Source organism: Paenibacillus sp. FSL P2-0121 (assembly GCF_037975345.1).
GTDB lineage: Bacteria > Bacillota > Bacilli > Paenibacillales > Paenibacillaceae > Paenibacillus_AQ > Paenibacillus_AQ odorifer.
Genome location: NZ_CP150245.1, coordinates 1605109 through 1631322, shown reverse-complemented (window position 1 = coordinate 1631322; position 26214 = coordinate 1605109). Strand labels below are relative to the sequence as shown.

The window sequence follows — 26214 nt, the reverse complement described above, 5'->3', positions numbered from 1 at the left end:
ACATATAGTAATTAAAATAAACAACGCACACTAAATATAGTATAGATACGATTTTTCAGAATTTATAGCTTATCCATTCAGTTTTCATACTATTTTCAATAGTTTTTAATATTTACAGGGGGACAGACACCATGCTAGTCGCGTATGATTCAAAAACAGGAAATGTCAGACGCTTCATCAGCAAACTTAAGTTGCCGGCTGTGCAGATTGAGGAGCATATGACGATTGATGAGCCCTATGTGCTTATTACATATACCACCGGCTTTGGACAGATTCCAGAAAAGGTGTCTACTTTCTTGAAGAACAATAATGCCAATCTGAAAGGCATCGCCGCCAGCGGCAATAAGAACTGGGGCGAGCTGTTCGCGCACAGCGCGGACTTGATTGCAGATCGGTATAACGTGCCCGTTATCGGTAAATTTGAGTTATCAGGTACATTTGGCGATGTAGAACGGATTAAACAGGAGGTGAGCCGGGTTGCGGCATATTGAATTAAACAACATGTTGATGAAGAGAGACGAAAGTGGCTTCTTTCAGCTAGACAAAGATCTTGAGGCAGTAGCCGAATTTATGCGGGATGTAGAGCGGCGGAGTCTGGTTTTTGCGAATACAAAAGCCAAGGTTGATTATATGATTGAACAGGATTTCTACGAGAATTTTTACGAACAGTACAGCACGGCGGAAATTGAAGAAGTCTACCAGATTACCCATGCCTACAACTTCAGTTTTCCATCTTATATGGCAGCTTCGAAATTCTACACGGATTACGCTGTAAAAACCAATGACCGCAAACAATATCTGGAGCATTACCCGGACCGTGTGGCGGCAGTCGCCCTTCACCTGGGACGCGGCAACGCCGATACTGCGGGGGTACTTGCCCGTTCGATGATGGAACAGCGCCTGCAACCTGCGACACCAACCTTCTTAAATGCCGGTAAGAGCCGGCGTGGTGAGCTCGTCTCCTGCTTCCTAATCGAAATGGACGACTCGCTCAATTCCATCAACTATGTGCTGAATACCTGCATGCAGTTGTCGAAGATCGGTGGCGGTGTGGCCGTTAACCTATCCAAGCTACGCTCCCGTGGTGAAACTATCAAGGGTGTTGAGGATGCTGCGAAGGGAATTATACCTGTACTCAAGCTGATGGAAGACGGCTTCTCCTATGCAGATCAGATGGGTCAACGTAAAGGATCAGGAGCAGCCTATTACAACATTTTTGGCTGGGACGTTCTGGAATTCCTCGACAGCAAGAAGATCAACGCCGACGAAAAAACAAGACTCAAAACCCTGTCCATCGGCCTGATTATTCCAAACCGCTTCTATAAGCTGGCGAAGGACAATGAAGCGCTGCATGTATTTGCTCCTTACAGTGTGTACAAAGCCTACGGCACGCATCTCGACGATATGGATCTGGATGACATGTATGATAAGCTGCTGGCCGATCCACGTGTCAAAAAGAAGAAAGCTATGAGCGCACGGGATATGCTGACCAAAATTGCCATGATCCAGCTGGAATCTGGCTATCCATATATCATGAACAAGAGCAATGCCAATGCGGCCCATGCCCTGAAAAACGTCGGTCAGATCAAAATGTCCAACCTTTGTACTGAAATCTTTCAGCTGCAGGAGACCTCAGAGATTGCCGACTACGGACAGGAGAGTACAATCCGCCGCGATGTAAGCTGCAATCTGGCTTCCTTGAACATTGTTAACGTGATGGAACATGGCAAAATCCGTGAATCCGTACATGAGGGCATGATCGCCCTGACCGCTGTTAGCGATATGACCAGTATTTCCAATGCCCCAGGCGTAGCCAAAGCAAACAAGGAAATGCACTCTGTCGGTCTTGGCGTCATGAATCTGCACGGCTATCTGGCTAAGAACAACATTGCTTATGAAAGCGAGCAGGCCCGCGATTTTGCCCGGACCTTCTTTATGACTATGAATTTCCACTCGCTAGAGAAAAGCATGGAAATCGCTGCCGCAACGGGCCGATCTTTCCATGGATTTGAGGCTTCTGATTATGCTACGGGAGCTTATTTCGAGCGTTACCTGACTACTGATTACCGCCCGGTTACCCCAAGGGTACAAGAGTTATTCGGAGATATTTATATCCCATCCCCAGCAGACTGGGAACAATTGCGGGATGCGGTAAAAGCAAATGGCCTATACCATGCTTACCGTTTGGCGATTGCGCCAACGGCCAGCATTTCCTATATCCAAAACGCCACTTCAAGCGTTATGCCGATTGTTGAGCAGATTGAGACTCGGACTTATGCTAATTCAACTACTTATTATCCGATGCCGTACCTGCGGCCGGACAATGTGTTTTTCTATAAATCGGCTTACCAGATGGACCAGTTCAAGGTAATCGATCTGATCGCGGAAATTCAGCCCCATATCGACCAGGGTATCTCGACCGTTCTGCATGTTAACAGTGATGTTTCCACCAGAGAACTGGCCCGCTCCTACCTGTATGCGGCGCATAAAGGCTTGAAGTCGCTGTATTACACACGGACCAAAAAGCTGTCCGTCGAGGAATGCCTCACCTGCTCGATCTAAAAGGAAGGCTATAGCCGCAGAAAAGGAGATTGCAATATTATGACCGCTATCCAAGCCGTTAACTGGAACCGTCCCGACGACGATTTCTCATTGATGTTCTGGAATCAGAACATTATGCAATTCTGGACGGACGATGAAATTCCATTATCCGATGATAAAATGTCCTGGCTCACGCTCAGTGAGCAAGAAAAGGACTCCTATATGAAGGTGCTGGGCGGTCTGACACTGCTGGATACGATTCAAGGCGGAGTCGGAATGCCACAGATTATGGAGCATGTCGAAGGCCTTCAACGTAAAGCCGTACTGGGCTTCATGGGTATGATGGAACAAATTCACGCCAAATCGTACAGCAGTATTTTCACCACTTTGTCCTCTACAGAGGAGATCGACAGTGTATTCCGCTGGGTAGAAGAGAACCCCTTCCTCCAGTTCAAAGCGGAGACCATCTCACAATATTACAAAAACATAGACTCACCAAAAGACCTGTACCTCGCCATGGCAGCCTCCGTGCTGCTCGAGAGCTACTTGTTCTACAGTGGTTTCTTCTATCCCCTATATCTGGCTGGGCAGGGCAAAATGACTTGCAGCGGTGAGATCATCGACCTTATTCTACGGGATGAGAGCATCCATGGGGTATATGTCGGCGTGCTGGCACAGGAGATCTTTGACGGGCTCCCAGAAGACGAGCAACGCGAACTTCACCATACGCTGGTAGAATTGCTTCGACTGCTGCATGAGAATGAAGAGCGTTATACCGAGCAGATCTATGCCCCTATCGGATTGGTGGACGAGGTTAAGACTTTCCTAAGATACAATGCCAATAAAGCGATGATGAATCTGGGCCATGATCCGCTATTCGACGAGGAAGAGATCAACCCGATTGTTCAGAACGGGATCAGCACCCACACCAAGCAGCATGACTTCTTCTCGAAGAAAGGCAACGGATATGTCCGGGCGCTTAATGTGGAGCCACTGAAGGATGAAGATTTTCAATTTTAAATATAGATAAAACAAAAAGTGCGGAGAAAGCTCTCCGCACTTTTTGCTAACTCTATTTATTAGATTATTGCAATTTTTTCAGTACTGTTCTAGCTTCTTCATAGGTATCGTAAGCATCAGCAAAATCTCTGCCAAAAATACGTTTCAATTGCATTTTCCAAATTGGGTTTTTAGTTACATAAGCCCATCCTGCTTGGCCAGCTGCTTTCGCCATCTCACCTGTTGGAGCCAACATTGCTGCAACTTCAGGGGAAAGTACACTTGCAGATTCAGTTACATCAGTTGTACCTGTAAATTTAGGACTAACAAGCTTCATGATATTCTCAAAATCTTTCAAGTATCCTGGAACATCCTCAGCAGAAAAATCGATAGATACTACATCGATGTGGTTTTCACTTTTGTTGTATTTAATTGTGTATGACATAATTGTATTCCTCCAAGTTTTAATAGTTATTTTTTAATAATAGAAAGTAATGTATGTAACTCCAACAGACAAAAAATTTCTGCCCAGGCTTTTCAGTAACTTCTACTTTTGGCAACTGGGTTTGGAACAAACTGCCTTGTTTAAATGATGCCATATCGTTACAATCAATAGTTAATGACATCTATTTCCTGTATCGTTTTATTGCAACATCCTTTCTAATATATTTTAACTCATACCTATTACCTATATTATTATCGACAAATTTCTTTTTTTATTTATATTAAAATACAAATTTCTACAAATTCCAACATATCCATGGTTATATTTGCCTTAATTTCATTCACACTTGTGTAATTCCGTTATCGTTTAGAAACAACTAAAAAAGGCTCTGCGTGCGCCTTCCAACTCCAGTCCATTCATCCTATAGGATTTTCGAACAGGAATACGCCGCAAAGCCTTCAATACTAAATGCTTATATAAGTAAATTAATCCGTCTAATTACTTAGTTGCGGAGTAGCCCCCGTCAATCACATGTGCTGTACCTGTAATAAATGAAGCCTCATCACTTAGAAGGAAACATGCAAAAGCAGCTACTTCCTCAGGCGTACCATATCTGCCCAAAGCCGTTCCAGAAGCGATAAGAGATTGAAGCATCTCTACATCATCAGACAACAGCTTTTCGTATCTGTTCATGGTTGGTGTAGGAATAGGACCAGGGCAAATAGCATTTACTCTGATATTACGGTGACCCACTTCTTTAGCAACCGATTTAGTCATGCCCACAATGGCGTGTTTACTTGCTGAATAAGCTGCATCATTTGCCATCCCAATAAAAATACCATGCAAGGAGGAACAGTTTAGAACGGAAGCACCGGATTTCATATGTGGTAATGCATAATGCAACATGTAGAATTGGCCATTAAGATTTGTCTGAATCACCTTTTGAAACAATATCGGATCATATTCTGTAACATCCGCATTATCTCCTGTAATTGCTGAGTTATTATAAAGGCAATCAATCTTTCCATAAGCTGCTAAGGTTTGATCTACGATATTTTTGCAGTCTGCTTCAACTGAAACGTCTGACCGCACAAACAGCGCTTCTCCACCTAAAGCTTTGATTTCTTCGACTGTGTTAGCGCCAGCATCTGATCGATTGGCAACTACTACAGTACCACCCTCTCTTGCTACTCTCAATGCTGTAGCTTTTCCGATTCCGGTACCAGCACCCGTAATAATAACTACTTTGTTTTCAAATCTGTTGCTACTCATTATGCGCACCACTTTCTTATGTCTTTTTCAGGAAGAGGATTTGAACCTCATAGACCCTAATGTCACCTGATACAATGTGGATTGGAACATTTTTGCAGAAAAATCGACAAAATTATCCTCTATATGACAACTTTATTGTATTTAATTGTATATAGCAATCAATATTTTAATCTACTTTTCCAACAATTGAGAATTTGGTTTTGATCGTCATAAAAAATACACCCCTTAGAATTTCATCAGATAAACCAGAAGTTTTATCCAATGTTATTCTAAGAGGTGTAATAAACCTCTACCTAACTCCACGAACTGGGACGTCGATTCGAACTTGACCTCCACTCGTCAGGGGAGAATTGCTAATATGCAGACTACCCTGATGCTGCCTGACAATGGTGTCGGCAATGTAAAGTCCCAATCCATAGTGACTTTTGGAGGTACGGCTACTGTCCCCTTGATAAAACTGCTTAACTGCTGATTGGAGTCCCTCACTTGTAAATCCTGATCCACTGTCTGTTACCGTTATACTCCACCGATCTTGTTTTGCCTCAACCTGCAAATAAATCACACTCTCATAGGGGGAATACTCTACCGCATTAGCGAGTACATTCATCATAGCCCGATGAAGTAGCTCATCGTCAATCAACACCTCAGGGGGCAGATTATTGTCCTGGTGAAATTCTATCTGAAGACGCTTAGGGACAACCAACGCATCTAACTGCATACGAATTTGCTGGATAAAGGCATCCGTTGCAACCCATTTAGAGCGGGGAGAAATTTGTTTTCTTGTATTAGAAATCTCAATGAGTGTTGCCATGTATTGTTCGATTTGATCTGCATTTTTGGAAATATACCCTATATATTCTTGCTGATTCTCTGCTAAATCTGAGTCTATCAGCAAATCTGCATTTCCTTGAATAATCGTAAGAGGAGTCTTAATGTCGTGGGCAAGCGCAGAAATCTGCTCTTTTTTCATTTGTTCCAGATTCCATTGCTGTTCTAGCGACTTTTTCAATTCCTCTCTCAGCTGTTCCAGGGATGATAGCACCTCATCAATTTCACTGACCCCAGAATACACGACAGTAAAATCCAAATTCTTAGCTTCAATGTGATGTGCAGCTTCCTGCAAGGAAGCCATTTTTTGACTCAGTCTTCGAGCGAAAAATCCAGAAATCAGAATAACTTCCAGTAACATCAGAACTACAAAAAACAGCAATAGCGTTAATTGCGGATTAGGCAGCGTGTTATGCAGAAAATTCGAGGTGAACTGCGGTACGATCGCATATTGCAGTACGATAACCTCATGCTCCCGCTCAATCACATCGCTGCAGTTTGTACCCATGAGATTGCAACTGCTTAGATTCTTCTGCAATATATCTAGAGCACGTTCTTTAGGAATATTTCCTGAAATATAGTTCTTTTGCTGATCCAATACCGCATATTCCGCTCCCCAAGGGATCATTTCTTCCGTAATTTGTGGCGCACGCTGCAAAACATCCCAAGACTTTGCAATGGATTGCTCGGTATGGTTTGCTGGAACAATCATTCCATACTGCATTAAGAGAGTAAATACCCCTAAACACAGAAATGCCAATAATAGAGTACACGCACCTAATGATAATAAATATTGAATGAAGACTGTACGGAGCCGTATTCGTTTCACACCCATTTGTAACCTATCCCCCAAACGGTTTCAATCGGTGAAACCTCCCTCGCACTCAGCTTATTGCGGATATTTTTCACATGTTCTGTAATAGTTGAGCTATCGCTTTCTCTGTCATAGCCATAAACCGATTCATAAATTTGTTCTTTGGAAAAAACCTGACCTTTATTTCTAGCAAGAAATTCACATATCTGATATTCACTTTTAGTGAGATTTATTTTCTCTTTATCAACAAAAATCTCCTTTGCCGAGAGATTGAATTTCACTCCAGATGCGCTTAACATATGATTTTTCCCTCGATTTTCACGCCGCAAATGAGCGTTCACCCGAGCCTTCAACTCGCCTGCGCGAAAAGGCTTCACGATATAGTCATCTGCACCTACACTAAGTCCAAACATAATATCCGTTTCCATTGATTTAGCTGTAAGAAACAGAATCGGACAGTCTACGATATCCCTGATTTGAGTACAGAGCTCAAAACCATCGATATCTGGCATCATCACGTCCAACAGAATTAAATCAAATGTCGAGTACTCGTTCAAAGGCATATGTCGTGCACTTGTTTTTACCGTAACCCTATGGTGATCTTTGCTGAGAATATTATTTACTAACGCCAAAATATCAGGTTCATCATCTATTATTAAAATATTAGCCAGTGACCTCACTCCTATTTATTCATATGATTTCCTACCCTGAAAGTAATAAAACCATATCAAGCCTAACACTGCCATTACCATTGTACTAATAAGTATAGCAGGTACGGAATGAATAAGTTGCAGCTTCAATACTTCCGTTTCAATGAGCCCGTTGGGTTGTGCATAAAATAAGGGAAGTTGAATCATCCGCATCGACCAGGCCCACGGTATGTATAACCACACTTTATCTCCTACAATTGTTCCACCTACGATGGCTGCAATTAGCGTACCTGCACTACCCACCGTTAGAGAAAGTCCCATGCCTCCAGCATAACTTAAGATGAGATGAAAGATCATTAAGATTAGAGCAGTGCCTACTACCCAACAAGCTCCTTGCCAGAATATTAGATATTGTATCCGCTCTATATGCAAAATTTTTTTCATGCCCAGTATTAGAATTGATGTTGAACCGAATACGATCCATATCATCGCCAAGATTATGAACCCTAGTTTTCTTATATAACACTTCGGACGTGAAAGAGCACTTAATAGATTATAGAATCCCCCTGCCCCCTCCTCTAAACCACTCATTAAAGCAGAGAATAATCCTATCCCAACAGGCAACCCAAAGGCTAGTAATGAAAAATAACCATCATAGATGTGAAGCTGATCCGCACGCTGTGAAAAATACCAAAGTACCATCATCGGATATAGAACAGGAACAAGGAATATCAACCAACGAATTGCAGTGTGCTTAGTCATCAACCATTCAGCTTGTAATAGTCGGAGTATCACCATCTCTATCGCACCTCTCTTCTACTAAACCAGCAGCTAGTTAAGGTGAGGGTTACCAAAAAGAATACAAGCGACACCACAATTCCAGGTAAAATAACCGAAGAGTCTCTTAGAGCATCCTGTGCTGAAAGAGCCACACCATTGGGACGCACACCAACAATGGGACACATTAACCTTAAAGCCCAACTCCACGGAACATAAATCCATGAAGGTTGATCCGCTGCTAGTACACTCACAATCATCCCAAACAGACCTGCAAGAATAGATACTACCGCCCCAAATTGTTCGGCTAAGAATAGATAGATTGGAATCATCCCCAAAGAGGTCAACCAAACAACAATAGCGGCTGTTGTAATTTCAGATAAGGGTGCTGCACCCAAAGGAAACAAAAGACCAGATAGGTACATTACTGCAATAAGGAGCAGCGAAGACAGCAGCAAATAATATGACACCACAATTATTTTACTGAGCCAAAGTTTAGCGATACTAATTCCGTGACTGCTTAAGCTACGGTACCCTCCAGCCTTACGATCCTTGTTATTCGATAGTGTAGACAACAAAGCAGATCCTATGGTCATGAATAACAGCGGCCACCAATTAAATACCATTTCCATAAAATAGTGGTCTTCCGTTTGCAGGTTCTGTTGTGTGAAAAATGAAAATAGAAGAAAAAACAGTGGCACCACGACAATCAATTTTCTCGAAAATGTTCGTTTGAATTTAAGATTTTCGGATAAAAGATAGTAGATCATCTTGTTACCTCCTGTCTGTTCCGAGTCACGACTTCCATGAACAATTCCTCCAAATCATCACCAGGATATATTGCATTCTGATACCCTAGAACACCATTACTAATGATCCCAATATGATCGGCAATTTGCTCCACCTCATGAAGAATATGACTCGATAAGATGACGGTAATCCCTTGTGCAGGAAATGAGCGTATAAGCTCACGTAATTCCTGAATCCCAATCGGATCAAGCCCATTTGTCGGTTCATCCAGAATCAAGAGTCTAGGTTGATTTAACAAGGCGATCGCAATCCCGAGACGTTGCTTCATGCCCATAGAGAATTGTCCCGCTCTTTTTTTGCCTGTTGTTGTTAAATCAACAATTTCAAGAACTTCCCGAATCCGAGAATCCGGTAAGTTTAATATTGTCGTATGTACCTTCAAATTTTGGGCAGCAGTCAAATTCCCGTAAAGTGGCGGGGACTCAATCAGCGCTCCAATGTGTAGTAAATCCTTACGTGTCCATGGATGACCGTCAAATAAAATTTGTCCTGACGTCGCTCGAAGAATCCCTGTTATCATTTTTAGAGTCGTCGATTTACCTGCGCCGTTTGGGCCTAACAGTCCATAAATCGAATTAGTTTTTACGGTTATGCTGATATCGCTAACCGCACACTGCCCTCTAAAATTCTTGCATAAATTATTAGTTTGTAAAATATACTCTCCCATCCTATATCATCCTCTCATTTGCTATACGTTGATCATATATAGCAAATCTAAGGACTTTATAAGGTTTTACTGAGCTCAAATTATACGGGATTATAACGAGCATAAAAAAAGCTCGGTTCAAATTTAACGTTGAACCGAGCCTGTTGAATTTTTATCATCATGCTCTGCGAATTGTAAATTCAAAATCCATATCTAAGGATGGATTGATTTGATATTCATCAAGAACTGGAGCTCCCCAGCTGTCATCCCCGCCTACGCCCATTTGACGTCCAGCAATGGTAACAACGGTATAGTGAACGTTCGGCAGCTCATAATGATGTGTCGCATTCTCCAGCTCCATTGCCGAGTAAGGCGAGATATTGGCTTCAACAGGGGCTGTAGCTGGTGCCGATATTATAATGCCTTGACCATAATCGTTCTTAATGGATACTTCGCGCACACCTGTGCGGTTGCCCGATTCCTGCGGCACCAAATAGGACGACACATTATCCACCGCTTGATTCTGGAAGCGACACAATCTTGCTCCACACGCACGGTCGATATAATTTTCTTCCGGCCCATTTGCATACCAATTCAGCTGGTGATAATCCGCTGGCACCTTAAAGCTTAAAGCGAAGAGTGGAAGCTTTGGTAAACCCGCTGCTCCATGGTAGCTTGATTTCACCTGTATGCTTCCATCGGAGAACACTGTGTAAGTTACACGTACACGTACCTCCTCTGATACACTAAGCTTATACACGTAAGTCACGGTCGCACGATCTTTCTCCTCCACGAGCTCGAAGCTTAACGCTCTACGGGTCAAGCTTGCTGCATACCAAGGGGAAGAGTCGAAATGCATTCCTGCCCCCTTATCATTGTCTGTCATTGCTCTCCAGAAGAGTGGTGCCGGCGGTGAAGAGATCATTTCCTGTCCTGAATATTTAACAGAAATTAATGTACCCGCCTGCTTTGAGAACATTACGGAGAAGTCACGACCATGTACACCAATATTCACATCTCCTTCAACCACGCGAAAATCATTCACGACAGATGTTATTTTAGCAACTGTTAAAGACTCCTCGGCTGACGTATTGGCCACTTGAAAAACATGCTGGCCAAAAGCGATTTCATAACCGCTATTCGCCCATAATGAATCTTCCTTCAGGACAAGTGAAACATCCAAGCTATACTCGCCAGACTGATTCTTGATATCGGGTAGATCAACTTCTACATATTTTTCCTCGCCTGGATTAACCTGAGCGAATACAGTTCCACGCTGGATGACCCTACCCTCATAGTTCAGAGCGTATTGTAATTCATAAGCATCCAAGCCCACAAATAAGTTTTCATTTCTGATTGTAAAACCCTGACTGTCCGGGAGCAGCTTGACGTTCTGATACAGAAATTTCACTTCCTGCATTTTTGGCGACCATCTCCGATCCGCATACACAATTCCGTTACCGGAGAAGTTGTAATCGGTTGAACGGTCATCAAAGTCTCCTCCATAAGCCATGAAGGGCTTACCGTATCGATCATTTTTTATAATCACCTGATCCATATAATCCCAGATAAATCCACCCTGATACATTGGATACTTCTGTTCTAGCTCTGTGTATTTATGCAGTCCCCCGACGGAATTACCCATCGCATGCATGTATTCACAGCTAATATATGGCTTTAACGGATCTTCTGTTAAATACCTTTCAATATCTGCCGCTTTCGCATACATGCGGCTTTCCATATCGCTCGAATCATCATATTCACGGTTATGGAACACCCCTTCATAATGAACCAAACGAGTAGGATCCTTCTCTCGAAAATAATTGGCTACGTTCAAAATTACTTCTCCTGCAAAAGATTCGTTCCCACAGGACCAAATTAGAATGGAGGGATGGTTTTTGTCTCTCTCTACCATGGAAATCGCACGATCCATTACGATATCCTGCCATTCAGGCTTATTGCCGGGGATGTTCCAAGACGGCTCAACTGCCCCCATTTTCTGCCATGATCCATGCGACTCTAAATTCATCTCGTCAATGACATAGACTCCGTATTCATCACACAACTCATACCAGAGCGTCATATTCGGATAGTGCGAGGTCCGCACAGCGTTGATGTTTGCCTGCTTTAAGGTTTTTATGTCCCATAGCATATCTTCTTTTGTAATGCTGCGTCCAAAGCGCGGATTAAACTCATGTCGGTTGACGCCTTTAAATACAATACGTTTGCCGTTTAAGTGCATAATCTTATCTATCATTTCGAATTTCCGAAAACCAATTTTTTGCGGCACCACTTCTACAAGATCCCCGGATGCGTTGTAAACAGAGACGTAAAGGGTATACAGATTAGGAGCTTCTGCGCTCCACAGCTGCACCTTTGTTGCCGCAAGCGTAAGCGAAAGGGAATCTCCTGAAACTTCACTTTCAGTACTAGCCACAAGATTACCTGCTCTATCCTTAAGCTCAAGGAGCACTTTTGAGGCAGACTCACCTATCAATTGCATGACAGCCGTCAGCGTTCCTTGCTCAAACTTTTCATCCAAATCGGTTTGAACGTGGAGATCCCGCACATGAACATCCGGCACGGTGTATAGATACACCTCACGAAAGATTCCCGAAAAGCGCCAGAAGTCCTGATCCTCCAACCAACTCCCCGTGCTGCGCTGATAGACTTCGACCGCCAGCTTATTTTCACCTTCCGTCAAGTACGATGTTAAATCAAATTCACTCGGTGTAAAGCTATCTTCGCTATAGCCAACAAATTCCCCGTTTAGCCATATATAAAAAGCCGATTCAACTCCTTGAAAAGAAATATACACCGGACGTTGCTCCCAGCCCGCAGGAACTTCAAAATATTTGACATAGCTGCCTACAGGATTGTGGTCCTCAGAGATCATCGGAGGTCTAAGATGCTCATGACCGTCCCATGGGTACATCGTATTCACGTACTGAGGCTGCCCATAACCCTGAAGTTGGATATGACCGGGAACTTTAATATCCTTCCAGCCTCTGCAAGACACGTTCTCCTTATAAAAATGAACCTGTCGTTCCATGGCATTTTGGGCATAGCTAAATTTCCAGCTGCCGTTCAGGCTGTGGCGCCAGGGCATTTCTCCAAGCGCTTCGGCTTCATTTTTCGTTTGGTAATATCGATGGTCAGAATGCGCGTGCACTCTGCCTATTGCATAAATGGAAGGGTCTGATAACCATTCCAGACTTGGAGTGAGGTTTCGTTCAACCTGCTGCTTCATCTATATTTCCTCCTCTATTCATAACATGATCGCTAACTTATTTAACCGAACCCGTCATCCCAGCTACAAATTGCTTTTGCATCATGAAGAACACTAGTGCTGTCGGCAAGGTTGTAATGACAATCGCAGACATGATCAGACCATAGTCAGGGGCATAACCTGAGCCTAGATTCGAGATAAGAAGGGGCACAGTCATATTTTCTGGTGATTGCAGTACGATCAAAGGCCACAGATAATTGTTCCAGCTGTTTAAAAATGTGATAATCGCAGCGGCGGCATAAGTTGATTTCATCGTTGGCATATAAATGCGGAAGAACAGACCAAATTCCGAAAGACCATCGATGCGCCCAGCCTCCATCATATCCTTAGGAAACATTTTTGTACTTTGACGAAAGAAGAAAATTAGAAATGCTGTTGTAAATGTCGGAAGAATGACCGCCGATGCTGTATCGATGCCCAGAAAAGGCACTACACTAGATACTTTTGCGAACATTTGAAATAGAGGTACCATGATCGCCGCAAATGGAATCATCATTGAAGCAAGTAAAATATTGAATACGATATCTTTACTCCGGCTGCGGTACATTTCAAAACCATATCCAGCCGCCGATGCGACTAGCAGTGAAAGCACAGTAGTCACCACAGAGATTTTTGCAGAGTTCCAGAGAGCCTGCCACATATCCACTGAACTAAATAGATTGTTTATATTTTTCACTAAATGTGCACCCGGCAACAATGTTCCTTTGGTTACATCAACCGACTGGTTCGTGGCGCTTATAACCATCCAGATAAATGGAAAGATAGAGATCAGCGCAGCGATGATTAGAAATACGTAAGTAAACATGCGTTTGGTTTTCATTATCTCTTATCCCCTCCTACTTTGTTCTGAATAAGCGTCAGAATGAGCACCATTACAACAATCGAATAGGAGACAGTTGCAGCATATCCAAAGTTAGGTGTGTATTCAAAGGAAAGGTTATAAATATATTGGGAAATCGACATGGTTGCATTGCCGGGTCCACCTTTCGTGATGTTAACCACCTCGTCAAACAACTGAAGGGTACCAATGGTCGATGTGATCGTCGTGAACAAGATAATCGGCTTCAATAGGGGAATTGTAATTTTGAAAAATTGTGTAAATGCACTCGCACCATCTATATGAGCAGCCTCATATATTGATTTGTCGACATTTTGCAGTGAGGACAAATAGAAAATCATATTATAGCCAGTAAAGCGCCAAGTGATAGCGATAATGATAGTGACTTTGGCCCAGAAGGGGTCAGTAATCCATTGAATCGGTTCGCTGATTAGATGCAGATTCACCAGAAATTTATTGACGATACCTTCGGCTCCAAACATGTACTTGAAAACAACAGAGTAGGCTACAAGTGAAGTTACCGTTGGCAGAAATATGGCCGTTCTGAAAAACCCTTTAAATTTCAGTCTTTCGTCATTTAGCAGCACAGCGATAAAGAGCGCCAGCACCAGCATAACTGGGACCTGAATAATCAAGTAAATAAAAGTGTTTTTGACGGCTGTAAGGAAAGTGGTGTCGCTAAACAGCCGAATATAGTTATCAAGGCCGGTAAAATGAAGATTGTTGCCTCTACCTGTCTTGAAGGATAGAATTAAGGCTTGAATCATTGGATAGAAATAGAAAATACTGATCATAATTACCGGCACAATAACGAATAACCAACCTGTCAGATGGATCTGCCGTTGACCCTTAGAGCTTTTATGTCTTTGAGAGCTTAGCCCTGGCTTTACATTTTCCACTCCACTTCACACCCTTCTGTCTGATTTATTAGAGATGAAAGCCCCTGCTACCCATCCTTCTGTAGAAATCCAATTTACAGGAGAAGTAGAAGCAAGGGCTTAGATTGTACAGCCTAAGTGTGATTAGCGAACTTGGGTATCTGCTTGCTTCTGGGCATCTTTCAGAACAGTATCTACATCTTTTCCACCAAGATAAGATTGCACTGCTACAACCATAATGTCCTCTATCGCGTAAGTGTTCATGCCGTAGTTGACGTTAGGAATTTGCTCGGTCCATGCCGCAAAATCTGATACAACCTTTTGACCTTTGAAAAATTCATCCGCTGCTGAATAAGCTTCTCCGCTTGCCGCAGCTTTTAAAGTGCCGATAACACCAACTTTTGTATTCAACGTCTGATACAAATCAGCATCAGAAGCAAATGTTTTTGCAAGGAACTCCGCAGCGGCTTCTTTACCATCTACATTCATTACATACCAGGAGCTGCCCCCAAGGTTAGATGCATGGACGGAGCCTGCTGTTGCTGCCAGCTTAGGAAGTGGAGCTACTGCCCACTTACCGGATTGGGAAGCTTCGGCTTTAATTGAAGGGGTAATCCAGTTACCCGTCGGCACGGTTGCCACTTCACCGCTATTAAATGCGCCTACAAATTGGCTCCAGTCTGAGTTAACTTTCACGATGCCGGAATCCATCATTTCTTTGTACAATACAAGTGCCTCTTTCAAAGCAGCGTTGTCTGCAATGGTCGGAGTCTGACCGTCTTCACCCGTATACCATGCACCCGCCGATTGAATCATGACCCGGATAAGTCCAAGATCATTGGGATCCAGTGTGATCATGCTTTTGCCGGTTTTTTCTTTTACAGCTTTACCGATCTCGATATATTGCTTCCAGTCGATATCCTGTAGTGCATCCAGGCTGTAGCCTGCTTGCTCAAGATAGTCTGTCCGTACATACATTCCAGTCACACCAGAATCAAACGGAACACCGTATTGCTTGCCGTCAACACTGGTCGGGCCAATCTTATAATCCGCAAAATCAGCGGCTTTTACAACATCAGTCAATTCATAAAAGGAATCCGGATACGCTTGTAAAAAGCTTTGCGCACGGTAATCCTCGATCAATACAATGTTAGGAAGACCCTTCGTAGATCCAGAGTTCAGCCCTGTGTTCAGCTTTTGCACGATATCAGCCTGCGCGTTCTCTACGACGTTTACCGTTATGTCTGGATTGACTTTCGCATAAGCTTCTTTGGCAACATTCATGGCTGCAATGTTAAACGCTGGGTCCCAAGCCCAAACTGTGATTTCTTGTGGCTTACTGCTACCTTCGCTTCCGGAGTTGCCCGTTTCGTTTTTCGTTCCACCTGAGGAACATGCCGAAAGTAGAACCACACTAGCCAGCATCACGGATAATAATTTTTTCACTTCGTAACCCCCTTGTTAATCTGTAAAATAATAAAGATGGAAGCGTTTTCTCTGCTACAATTCCATATTATCATTTTGTATTCGCTTTCTTTGGCAGTATCTTTGTTAGCTTTGGTGTTATTATTGGATTCTATTTTCCCTCTGAGATCGACGCTGGTACTAATTTTAGATTTTTGTAAATTTTTTAGCCTTTTAACAATGGAAGCGTAATTATGATCTTCGTACCTTCATTTCGTTTGCTTGTAATGTTAATACCGTAACTCTCTCCGTACAGCAATTTGATTCTGTCATCAACATTCCGTATACCGATCCCGGAGAACAATTGGCGTTTGTGCTTCGAGGCTGGCAACTGTTCTTCTTTCAGAAAATTAGGATCAAGGTCCATCCCGTCACCATTATCTACAACTTCACATACAAGCTGATCTTCCTGAACGGCGATCATGATTAGAATTCTTCCCTCATCTTTAAGATTGAATGCATGAAAGAACGCATTTTCGATAAAAGGCTGCAGAATTAGCTTTGGCATATGATAATCCAAGCTTTCAGGCTCCACAAAATAATTCACGCGGATCTTCTCGCCGTACCTTACATGATTGATATATACATAATGCTTCAGCGATTCTAATTCCTGACTAACAGGTATAGTGGATTGAACATCACTGACAGTATTTTGCAGGAGTGAGATTAGCGAATTTATCGTGCCAGCTGCTTTTTCCTTGTTGCCCTGTTGCACCAGAAATTTGATAGAAGCCAGTGTATTGTATAAAAAATGGGGATTGATCTGCATTTGAAGGGCGGCCAGCTCCGCATTACGCTGCTGCTTCTGGGTCTCCATCAACCGATCAACATAATCATGTAGGGAATCAAGCATAAAATTAAAGGCATTGCCTAGCTCCTTAACTTCATAACTACTAGTAGCGACATCCACGTGGTTATCGAATCCCCCCTTAGGAATACTCGACATCTGTTCAACGAGTACACGCAGGGACTTCGTCATTTTCCTTGTAATTAAAAATACAATAATAAGCGAAATGGCTACGATAGCCATGATCGTCAACGACACTGCTTTGGCATTAACCATCTGCCCGGTCACAGCTTTTTTATCGATCAGATTCACCAAATAAACATCAAATTCAGGCAAGTATTCCGAGAATACTACCCGTTCATTCCCCATCACATAGACAGATTCTCCATTGTCTCCTGTGCTCTGTTCATCAACTACTTCTTGAAGCAGCTGTTGATCGTTCAGTCCAATCAGCTCTGTCCTGTTGCTGGATACGATTTGCCCTTTTGCATTCAGCAACACAACATCATTACCTTCACTCGTAAAATTGGCATAGAAGGCCTTGAAATCGCTATCACGAATTGCAATGTACATAGTGCCATAGATACTGCCGGTCGAATGATCAAATAGAGCTTTAGAAGCCACTAACAAGATCTCTTTCTTATGGGTTTGACCATCCTCTTTTTGATAAAGCTGGTACAGAATTTGCTGCGGATGAGCCACTGTCGCTTTCGTAATCGGGTGGTTCTTCAATTCTTCAGCAGTAGCAGACCAATACCAAGGGTCAGTTGAGTAACTTCTGCCATTCGCACCTACAATCATAATCCCCACATCAAAAGCACTTAGGTTGGAGCGGACTGCCCGCATGCTTTCTGTCATCTGGTAGGTTTTGATAGCGAGTGTCAATGAATCCGTCTCTCCCCCAGACAAATAGCTGCGGATGGCACCTTTCTGAGCTGTCATTGTAGCACCCGTAGCTACAACGTTGTTGTAGGACTCCAAGTTTGTCTTCATCTGATTTAGTAGTTTGCCATTCGTTATGCTGAAGGTCTTTAAGAATAAATTTTCTGACATACGGATGGTAATAGACAAAGTCAGCAGGGATACAGCAACAATGCTTATGAGGGTCACAAGAAAAAGCTTAAGAAATAGGCCCTGCTTTCTAATCTTGTTAATGATAGTTCCTATCATGGTCGCTCTACGTCCCGTCTTCGGTACTGGCTCGGAGAAATACCTGCCTGTTTCTTAAACACTTTAGTAAAATAACTCTGATCCGAATACCCCACACTAGCGCTGATATCAGAAATTGTTTTTTCCGTCGTCACGAGTAACTCCATGGCTTTCTCCAACCGGACCTTGTTCAAATATTCATTAAATCCTTCACCATTCTGAGCAGTGAAATGGCTCGATAAATAAGAAGCGTTGAAATGAAACTGCCGTGCAACCCCAGTCAACGTGATGGGATCAGCGTAATGAGTCTGAATGTATTCAAGCAATCGGGTCATATTGGGATTGATCGTTAGGTTCGTCTCACCAATCGCACGTTCAGCTTCGCGAATAAAGGCTTCAGCAACAGCAATTGCGTCTCCGGCATACATCGCTTCATCTATTTTTCGAAAGAAATCGTATTTGGATGCCTCCAAGCCTCCAGTCTCGTACTTCATTTTTCCAAGTGTGGTCGCTACGTTAAATATGAAATTCCCCAACAACGATTTGAATTCGAAAATATCGGTCCTATAATCCATCGAACGGAGATGAACATATTCCAGAAATCCAGTAAATGCCTTCTGGTATTGCTTACGTTTCAGTTGTTCCATTAATTCGCCCATATCATATTCCTGATAGGCTCTCGGAAGGCTGGGCAAATGATCGTTTTCAATTAAGCTTCGATCCGGCAAGTAGAAACTGTATCGTGTAAGCTTTAAATAATTGTCTCGATAAATCTCTCCCAGCTTATTAAAATCCGTAAAGCTTTGGCTGATAACGAAATGTGTTTCTCTCGCCCAATGATCCATTTCCGAGACCAGATATCGAAGCTCTATAACAAGCTCGTCCCACTGTTCCGGGTTTGCATTAAGCAAATAAATAACTGAATCATTGACAAACTTCAACCGAATAAACACTGTATCACCCAAAGGGAGCGTACTAAGCCCTTTTTCTATTTTCTGTGTGAAAGTTAACCTATCCCCAGAATCTTTAATATGTCTCATATCCGCTCCGAAGAAAGCGAATAGTGGGTGTGGAAACTTCGCATGAAGCAAAGCAGGTTCAAGCCCAGACTCATATCCGGTCATAAGCTTCTCGATAACTAGCAAAATTTGCTTTTCGCCAGGATCCGTTCCTTGATCGGACATCTCCATCCCTACCAATTTAGCAGTGGTTTTATTTAGGATGGATAACAAATAGTCAGCTTCCAGCTTTGGCTTCAGAATGTAGTCCGCTACCCCACTTTGAAATGTGGATCGGACATAATCGTATTCACTGAAACTACTTAAGACGATTACTTCAATATGAGGGTATTTCTCCTTAACAATCTTAACCAGTTTCTCTCCGCCCATGATTGGCATAACAATATCTGTAATGATGATATGGGGACTGACCTCATCCATCATATTTAGTGCTTCAAGCCCGTTAGCAGCCTCACCAACAATTCGATACCCTTCATTCTCCCAATCCAAAAGATGTTTGATTCCTTGTCTTACTAGCATCTCGTCATCAACAATCATAATTTTGAATATTGGTTTCATTTCTTCCCCCTTGTAACCGTTTTCTTTCCATTTGTTAGTATACAATACATCCAACAAGGAGCAAGCTTCTAGACAAGTAAAGCCGTAAGCTTACTTAAAAATTGTTCATTCCAAATCATATGCCCCACCGACAAATATGGTCAACCTCTCATTTTTCATCCCATGAAATATTCTTAAATTTAAGTAAATAACTTCTAGATGATACAACAAAAAAAGCTGCGATAATTGCAGCTTTTTTGTTAATGAAACAATAATCCAAATAAATTATTTATTGGCTTATAGATAAAAATAATAAGAAACAGCGGACTGGGGATGTTCAATTTTAACAACGAGCAGAAGGTCGCACCTAGACCCAAAATCCAAAAAATAAAATATATGCTAAGATCAGGCACTCGGCGCTTTCGCATTAATTTAGGCAAATCAAGTGCCATACAACCTACAGCAATCACCAAGAATAACAGTACTAGCATTTTACTTCACTCCTTGATTTTTTCAAGAAAAGAATTATCTGTGAGACCCACGCGGTTAATAACTGCTGAGGCTTTGTAATGGATGGGCAATGATTTAAGATAATCGTCACCCTTTTGTTGCTGCAGCTTTGCCCAAGCTTTAGGGCTGGCATGGTAGATCGATTGTCCGAATCCCATAATATCAACATTGAAACGATCATTTACATGCTCCACAGTTTTTTGCATCCGCTCTATAATCCGCTCCTCTGTTTCCTTTTCCAAACGTTTTATAGTCCTTTCCGATTCCAAATTTTCTACACTTTGCACTTCTTCAATATTGCAAAGCGTCTTAACACTAAGGTAAATATGCGGCTCCCCATTAATGATTTTCACTTTGCGTTTAGTTGTAGCCTGGATCGCTTCGATTACAATGGGCTTTCCGTCTTCCCCTGCGATCGGGCCAGAATGTGCGGTTACCTTATCGTTGATATAATTGTAACCAATCGTTTCTCCCTCGGTTAGCCAACCGATCAACTTGTCTTTTTTGAACACAGCTACAGTATGGTATTCCAATCTTGCCTTAGGCATTGTTCGCTCTACATTGCTTTTGTCCTCTCCATCTTTGGGATCGCCTATAATTTTCACTCCGGTTAGCACAGGATTCTCGCCTTCAGACAATAAATTCTCAATAAAATCATCCAGCGTGACAGCGACTGTTTTTGCTGAATCTTTATAAGAATTATCCAAGGAGCTAAATAATTTGTTCGCTGGTAATTTATCCATAGGTGTAAGGACATTCAAGACATTGCTGGCGGTTGTATCTCTGGCAACCATAACGTAGAAATCCATCCGGGGTTCCCGACTTCTTTTAAATACATCGAGTATCTCACCCACTCCGGTGCGGGCAAGCTCCTCCCCAATCACCAACACCCGGATATGACCGAGATAACTTGACCTAGAGCTATCCAGATTCAGCTTACGCAGCGCATCATAAAACGTAGGTACAGTAAATTTATATACAACCACTGGGACTCCACTGCCTCCCCCTCCTCCATTCGTTTGGGAGGTAATCGCAGATGGAATAACGACCTGCATCGAAACGGTATAACCTTTTTCTGCCTTGTCAATCCCTATCCCCAAGACAAAAGCTATCTCATTCAGCTCATTTCTTTCCCAACAGCCGCTTAGCACTAACGTAAATTGGAGAGCTAGCATTAATCGAAGAACGCCTCTAGCTAATTTTTTATTCATTTGGTTGGTTCCTTATCACTGGATGTGCTTTGACGAAACAGGTTCTGCGTCTTATTCTCAGCAGGCCTTGTCTTTAAAAACGGCCACGGAAAGCGAAAAATAGAGTCTTTTAAATCTTTGGAATTATACGGTCCGAGCGGACTCATATAAGGCATTCCGAAAGAACGCAGACTCGACAAATGCAATACGATGATGAAAATACCGAAGAGAATTCCATATAATCCGATGAATCCGGCCAAAGCTATAAGCACAAAACGGATCATCCGCGCAGCAATAGACATTCCTGTCTCCGGAATAACAAAACTAGAAATAGCTGTTAGCGATACAATAATGACCATTGCGGATGAAATAAAACCCGCTGCTACCGCGGCTTGTCCAATCACCAACGTTCCGACAATGGAAATCGCCTGACCAATATTTTTGGGTATCCGCACCCCGGCTTCCCGCAAAATCTCATAAGTCATTTCCATGATCAGCGCCTCAACAAAAGCAGGAAAAGGAACACTCTCCCGCTGGGCAGCTAAACTGATTACAAGATTGGTCGGTATCATCTCCTGGTGATAGGTAGTAATCGCAACATACAATGAAGGGGCAAGCAAAGTAATAAAAAATGAAATAAAACGAACTAATCTCAGCAATGTTCCAATATCGGCCCTTTGGTAATAATCCTCAGCTGACTGAAAAAATGCCACAAAAAATGTGGGCACCAGCAGTACAAAAGGAGTTCCATCAACAAGAATGGCCACTTTTCCTTCCAAAATACCCGCTGCAATCGTATCCGGACGATCACTGTTGTATACGGTAGGAAAAGGTGTAACTGCCGTCTCTTGAATAAACTCTTCAATATATCCACTCTCGAGAATACTGTCTGTATCTATTTTATTCAGACGGCGCTTTACCTCTTGCACCAGTTCCTTATTGGCGATGTTACTTAGATACATAATGGATACGCTGGTTTGAGTCACCCTTCCGATCTGAACGGTTTCCAGCCATAAATGGCTATCTTTGATTTTTCGCCGAACCAGTGCCGTATTCGTCCGTAAATTCTCAGTGAATCCTTCCATTGGACCCCGAACAACCGACTGTGAGCTAGGCTCCCCTACATTACGATCTTCCCAGCCTGGTAAGCCGATCCGCAGAGCGCTGGATAACCCGTCAAGCAGCAGCATTATATTACCGGACAATAAATGATGAATAAATTGGCTGTAATCGTCAATGACGGCTATATCGCCGGCTATTAATATCTGTTTCTTAATCATCTCAAACTTCTGCTCGGGAGAAAGCCCCCTCAGCTGTTCGTAAGGAATGTGTTCCTGCAAGGAATACAAAATTGAATTATGCAGCACCTGAGTATCCACAAGACCGTCTATGTAAATCAAAGAAATATGAGTGTTCTCTTCTATCTGCAACTCTTTTATCACTACATCAGAGCTTTCACCCATCAATTGGTACAAATTAGCAATATTAACTTCCAACCGGCTTGATAATGTACCAATCTCCGTATCTTTCATGATGCAGCCTCCACTTCTCCATAGATAGATGAGTATAGTTTGATGTTAATTATGATAATTATTCCTTCGGATTAAAAAATCGGGATGGCATAATTCTGGTAACTACAACCATACTAAAACTAGTCCAATAAATTTGAGGGGGTATATGAGTTTGGAGAAAGATCGAATTAGTACCAATCAAATGATTATACTCGGGCTATTCACATTTATTGGGGATATGGCGCTTGTGTATCCGGCTTTAATGATATCAGGAGCGAAACAAGATGCATGGATTGCTGCTTTGATTAGTATTCCCTTGGGTCTAGTGACCATAAAACTGTTACTCTGCTTAGCAGACCTTGAACCCAACAAGAATATTATCGAGCTTAGCCTACAAATTTTAGGGAAATGGGTCGGAACTGCTGTGGCCTTATTCTATTTAGGGTTCTTCCTGATTGCTGCCTCCACCTACATAAGAGAAATTGAAGATTTCATGTGTACACAGATTTACGAGAAAACACCCGGTGGGGTTATTCGTTTCATGGCCATTTTCCTGCTGGTATATGGGGTACGACTTGGCCTAGAAACATTGGGCCGGGCAGCTCAGCTTTTTTTCCCTTTATTTGCAGTTTTTTTGATCGGTCTGCTGCTCCTGCTGACCCCCGATGTCAAAATGGAACGTTTATACCCCATCTTGAACACACCAGTACCGGACATGCTTCATACTTTGATGTATGGTGTTTTTTATCCTTTTGGCGAATTGTGCGTGTTTCTAATGATATATCCTTATGCTCAGAAAAATAGCAAAACAAGCCGGGATATTTTCATAGCCTTGATCATCGGAGCTCTGGGCCTTAACCTCATCTTATTGTTTTCCCTTACCGTTCTAGGTGTTTACGCTTCTGAACATCAATTTTATGCCGCTTATATTCTTGCTCAAAAAATTAATATTGCTAATTCTCTGCAACGTATTGAAGCGCTTATGGCTACAGCATGGATTATCAGCACGTACTTCAAAACAGCAGTTTATTACTATGCTTTAACCTTAGGTACAGCCCAATTATTTAAACTCAAAAGCCACCGTCCTCTGATCATACCCACTGGATTTTTGTTATTCGGTATGTCACAGCTGATTGCCAAAGACATCATTTTCTATGTGAAGGAGATCCCCGCCTACTGGGTAGATTGGGATTTCACCTGTGCATTTGTTCTGCCGCTTATGTTGCTAGTTGTGTATAAATTTAAGAAACGCCACGCTTCTAAGGTTTAAACGACACTAGATTGTGAATAAGTGAAATTAAGATTGTAGATACGAATCCCGCTTAATGATCTAATTACGCTCCACTAAAATAATTGTGGAATTTCTCCCTGAAATTCACAAAGTGAATATTCCGCCGCCCATCCTAATGGCATAGAATACTTTGTGTGCGTAGCCCATAGTCTATTGGCTAAAGCAAGAATCCGCTTATAGCCTTTTTACTAAAAAAGAAGCTGCCTCATAAGTAGTATTCACTACTTTTAAGACAGCCTCTTTGTTCATAAGTTTCTTGTATGAAGTAACTCTATTCCTTCTTATCCAAAGAAATCGACGATGGAGTTACATCACTGACAGGTTCTTTTGCCACTTCAAAAGTGGATCCGCAGGCCGGACAAAAGCGTGCCTCGATCGCCACATTCCCACCACATGCTTTACAATGCTTTACATCGGACAACTCAGCAATTTGCTGAAGGTTCGTCTCAATCTCCGCCTTCAATTCGAGAATACGATTGATATTAGTCTCGATTTGCTCACTTGGCAGTGGTCCTGCACCTTGAGTTACGGCTTCAAATAACAGTTTGCCCATGACCTGATACTGCTGGTCAATATCATTTTGCTTACCGTTATTTTGCAGCTTCAACCGGTTAATCTCCACCACTGTTTTTGCTTTATTCCCAGCCTCGCTTACCCCTGCTTTTACTTTGTTAAAAAAACTCATATTCAGCCCCCAATTCCGTAGTAGTCATATATAAGCATATTTCGACACCGCCAGAAGTATTCCTTTCTTTATTGTACCTAACTTCGTCCATGGTTTGTAGCCTATAACCGATTTACTAACCCTTTCCCCGCCTTCCTGCGGGAACGAACCTCGACTCAGGTCTGGTATACAAAACCGCCTCCAGGCCGTTTTTTCGCATGCAAAAAGACATTAGAATGAGTACATAAGCAAACGGGTTGCAGGATTCAATAACAATCACACCCATACGAGAGGAAGAAAACAATAAATGAAAAAATTATATCGTTCCCAAAGTGATCAGAAGATAAGTGGTTTGTGCGGAGGTCTTGCTCGTTGGTCTGGTATTGATGCTACAGTAATCCGTCTTGTTGCTGTTGCCGCAGCATTGTTCAGCTTCGGAACTGTACTTATCTTCTACGTCATCGCTAGTATCATCGTTCCTAAAGAACCTTTTAACAGCTTTTCAGATGGACATGATTTCTATTAATTAATCGTCGTTTAATACAAGCCAGCCCTAATATAGCCATAAAAAAGGAGAGATAGAACATGAGTCTATTAAAAAGAATTTCCACAATTACTAAAGCAGCCCTACACGAAGGTCTAAATAAATTAGAAAACCCGGTATTGCTGACAGGTCAGTATTTACGTGATCTTGAAAATGATATTGCTAAGGCGGAACGCAATGAGCGTGATCTGCAAGTTACAGCAAGTGTGTTGGAACGCCGCAAGCAAGAATATACTCAGTTAGTAGAGCAAAGTGAAGCCGAAGCCGTTCAAGCAGTTGAGCAAGGAAATGAAGAAAGAGCTCGCCTGGCACTCATAGCCAAGTTACGGTACGTGGAACAGCTGGAAGAGTCCATAAATAGCCAAGTACAAACTAAGCAATCCCTGGCAGAGCTTGAGATCAATATCGCTAGAGCTAAAGAAGAGCGTGAACATCTCAAAGCGAAAAGAACTGAGCTTATCGCTCGCGCTCAACAAGCCACAGAAACACTCCACTCAGCTCCACGTAGTTCTACGAAAGGTCTAAATGTAGGATCAGCTTCGCAAGGCTTCGAACGTATGGAAGAGAAGATTTTCGAGTGGGAAGCATTGGCGGAAAACTCCAAAAATAAATTCAATACAGGTACAGGAATAAGTCCTTCCATCGATCCTAACCTGCGTAGCGCTGTTGACATCGAAATCGAGCGAATCCGCAACCGTAAAACTAACACTGAAGTAAACACTGAGAAAAAATAAATAGGACAATAAACCCCTTATTACTCA

At 42.5% G+C, this 26214-nt stretch carries 23 protein-coding genes; 6 read left to right on the top strand and 17 right to left on the bottom strand.

The window, feature by feature from the left end:
• The first annotated feature begins 131 nt into the window (after positions 1–131).
• From nrdI to nrdF, 3 genes are read left to right on the top strand one after another with little or no spacing between them, the layout of a single operon-like run.
• A complete protein-coding gene (nrdI, locus tag MKY54_RS07260; RefSeq protein WP_036675861.1) occupies positions 132–491 on the top strand; it encodes a class Ib ribonucleoside-diphosphate reductase assembly flavoprotein NrdI in 360 nt (119 codons plus the stop codon).
• The gene (gene nrdE / locus MKY54_RS07255; protein ID WP_036675863.1) at positions 478–2562 is read left to right on the top strand and encodes a class 1b ribonucleoside-diphosphate reductase subunit alpha; all 2085 of its coding nucleotides are present in this window, start codon (positions 478–480) and stop codon (positions 2560–2562) included. The genes nrdI and nrdE overlap by 14 nt, the downstream gene beginning before the upstream one ends.
• A gap of 39 nt (positions 2563–2601) precedes the next feature.
• Entirely contained in the window at positions 2602–3561 is a 960-nt protein-coding gene (gene nrdF / locus MKY54_RS07250; RefSeq protein WP_076099522.1) for a class 1b ribonucleoside-diphosphate reductase subunit beta, read from the top strand.
• A gap of 64 nt (positions 3562–3625) precedes the next feature.
• Here nrdF and MKY54_RS07245 read toward each other — a convergent pair whose 3' ends face one another.
• The 16 genes from MKY54_RS07245 to MKY54_RS07170 form a co-directional block, all read right to left on the bottom strand.
• The gene (locus MKY54_RS07245) at positions 3626–3985 is read right to left on the bottom strand and encodes a hypothetical protein (RefSeq protein ID WP_036675871.1); all 360 of its coding nucleotides are present in this window, start codon (positions 3983–3985) and stop codon (positions 3626–3628) included.
• Between the two features lie 498 nt (positions 3986–4483).
• Entirely contained in the window at positions 4484–5257 is a 774-nt protein-coding gene (locus MKY54_RS07240) for an SDR family NAD(P)-dependent oxidoreductase (protein ID WP_036675873.1), read from the bottom strand.
• Positions 5258–5546: 289 nt separating this feature from the next.
• Positions 5547–6809, bottom strand: a complete 1263-nt coding sequence (locus tag MKY54_RS07235; protein WP_339172185.1) for a HAMP domain-containing sensor histidine kinase — start codon at positions 6807–6809, stop codon at positions 5547–5549.
• Between the two features lie 101 nt (positions 6810–6910).
• Complete coding sequence (locus tag MKY54_RS07230) at positions 6911–7570, bottom strand: response regulator transcription factor (RefSeq protein WP_248547965.1); 660 nt, start codon at positions 7568–7570, stop codon at positions 6911–6913.
• 15 nt (positions 7571–7585) lie between these two features.
• Positions 7586–8347 (bottom strand): lantibiotic immunity ABC transporter MutG family permease subunit, encoded by a 762-nt coding sequence (locus MKY54_RS07225; protein ID WP_282579684.1) that lies wholly within the window; start codon positions 8345–8347, stop codon positions 7586–7588.
• Between the two features lie 2 nt (positions 8348–8349).
• Complete coding sequence (locus MKY54_RS07220) at positions 8350–9096, bottom strand: lantibiotic immunity ABC transporter MutE/EpiE family permease subunit (protein ID WP_339190019.1); 747 nt, start codon at positions 9094–9096, stop codon at positions 8350–8352.
• Complete coding sequence (locus MKY54_RS07215; RefSeq protein ID WP_339190017.1) at positions 9093–9803, bottom strand: lantibiotic protection ABC transporter ATP-binding protein; 711 nt, start codon at positions 9801–9803, stop codon at positions 9093–9095. Before MKY54_RS07215 ends, MKY54_RS07220 begins: the two co-directional genes overlap by 4 nt.
• Positions 9804–9960: 157 nt before the next feature.
• Positions 9961–13032, bottom strand: a complete 3072-nt coding sequence (locus MKY54_RS07210) for a glycoside hydrolase family 2 TIM barrel-domain containing protein (protein WP_339190015.1) — start codon at positions 13030–13032, stop codon at positions 9961–9963.
• Positions 13033–13069: 37 nt separating this feature from the next.
• Positions 13070–13891 carry a carbohydrate ABC transporter permease gene (locus tag MKY54_RS07205; protein ID WP_076185385.1) on the bottom strand — a complete coding sequence of 274 codons (822 nt, stop codon included), beginning with the start codon at positions 13889–13891 and terminating at the stop codon, positions 13070–13072.
• On the bottom strand, positions 13891–14703 hold the full coding sequence (locus MKY54_RS07200; protein WP_232061505.1) for a sugar ABC transporter permease: 813 nt from the start codon (positions 14701–14703) through the stop codon (positions 13891–13893). The genes MKY54_RS07205 and MKY54_RS07200 overlap by 1 nt, the downstream gene beginning before the upstream one ends.
• A gap of 228 nt (positions 14704–14931) precedes the next feature.
• On the bottom strand, positions 14932–16233 hold the full coding sequence (locus MKY54_RS07195; RefSeq protein ID WP_076125404.1) for an extracellular solute-binding protein: 1302 nt from the start codon (positions 16231–16233) through the stop codon (positions 14932–14934).
• A gap of 184 nt (positions 16234–16417) precedes the next feature.
• Positions 16418–18208: a sensor histidine kinase gene (locus MKY54_RS07190; protein ID WP_339190013.1), complete on the bottom strand. Its 1791-nt coding sequence runs from the start codon at positions 18206–18208 to the stop codon at positions 16418–16420.
• Positions 18205–19764, bottom strand: a complete 1560-nt coding sequence (locus tag MKY54_RS07185; RefSeq protein ID WP_339190012.1) for a helix-turn-helix domain-containing protein — start codon at positions 19762–19764, stop codon at positions 18205–18207. Before MKY54_RS07185 ends, MKY54_RS07190 begins: the two co-directional genes overlap by 4 nt.
• A gap of 239 nt (positions 19765–20003) precedes the next feature.
• Positions 20004–20234 carry a hypothetical protein gene (locus MKY54_RS07180; protein WP_076218299.1) on the bottom strand — a complete coding sequence of 77 codons (231 nt, stop codon included), beginning with the start codon at positions 20232–20234 and terminating at the stop codon, positions 20004–20006.
• A 6-nt stretch (positions 20235–20240) separates the two neighbouring features.
• Entirely contained in the window at positions 20241–21464 is a 1224-nt protein-coding gene (locus tag MKY54_RS07175) for a Ger(x)C family spore germination protein (protein WP_339190011.1), read from the bottom strand.
• Positions 21461–22975, bottom strand: a complete 1515-nt coding sequence (locus MKY54_RS07170) for a spore germination protein (protein ID WP_076125412.1) — start codon at positions 22973–22975, stop codon at positions 21461–21463. The genes MKY54_RS07175 and MKY54_RS07170 overlap by 4 nt, the downstream gene beginning before the upstream one ends.
• A gap of 145 nt (positions 22976–23120) precedes the next feature.
• Here MKY54_RS07170 and MKY54_RS07165 point away from each other — a divergent pair, with 145 nt between their 5' ends.
• The gene (locus MKY54_RS07165; protein ID WP_036675894.1) at positions 23121–24224 is read left to right on the top strand and encodes an endospore germination permease; all 1104 of its coding nucleotides are present in this window, start codon (positions 23121–23123) and stop codon (positions 24222–24224) included.
• 292 nt (positions 24225–24516) lie between these two features.
• On the opposite strand, the gene MKY54_RS07160 is transcribed toward MKY54_RS07165, so the two are convergent.
• A complete protein-coding gene (locus MKY54_RS07160; protein ID WP_036679993.1) occupies positions 24517–24930 on the bottom strand; it encodes a zinc ribbon domain-containing protein in 414 nt (137 codons plus the stop codon).
• Positions 24931–25216: 286 nt separating this feature from the next.
• On the opposite strand from MKY54_RS07160, the gene MKY54_RS07155 reads away from it, so the two are divergent.
• Together MKY54_RS07155 and MKY54_RS07150 are read left to right on the top strand one after the other, a co-directional pair.
• Positions 25217–25435, top strand: a complete 219-nt coding sequence (locus MKY54_RS07155; protein ID WP_038569266.1) for a PspC domain-containing protein — start codon at positions 25217–25219, stop codon at positions 25433–25435.
• 59 nt (positions 25436–25494) lie between these two features.
• Positions 25495–26187 carry a PspA/IM30 family protein gene (locus tag MKY54_RS07150; RefSeq protein ID WP_076136267.1) on the top strand — a complete coding sequence of 231 codons (693 nt, stop codon included), beginning with the start codon at positions 25495–25497 and terminating at the stop codon, positions 26185–26187.
• Positions 26188–26214 lie beyond the last annotated feature (27 nt).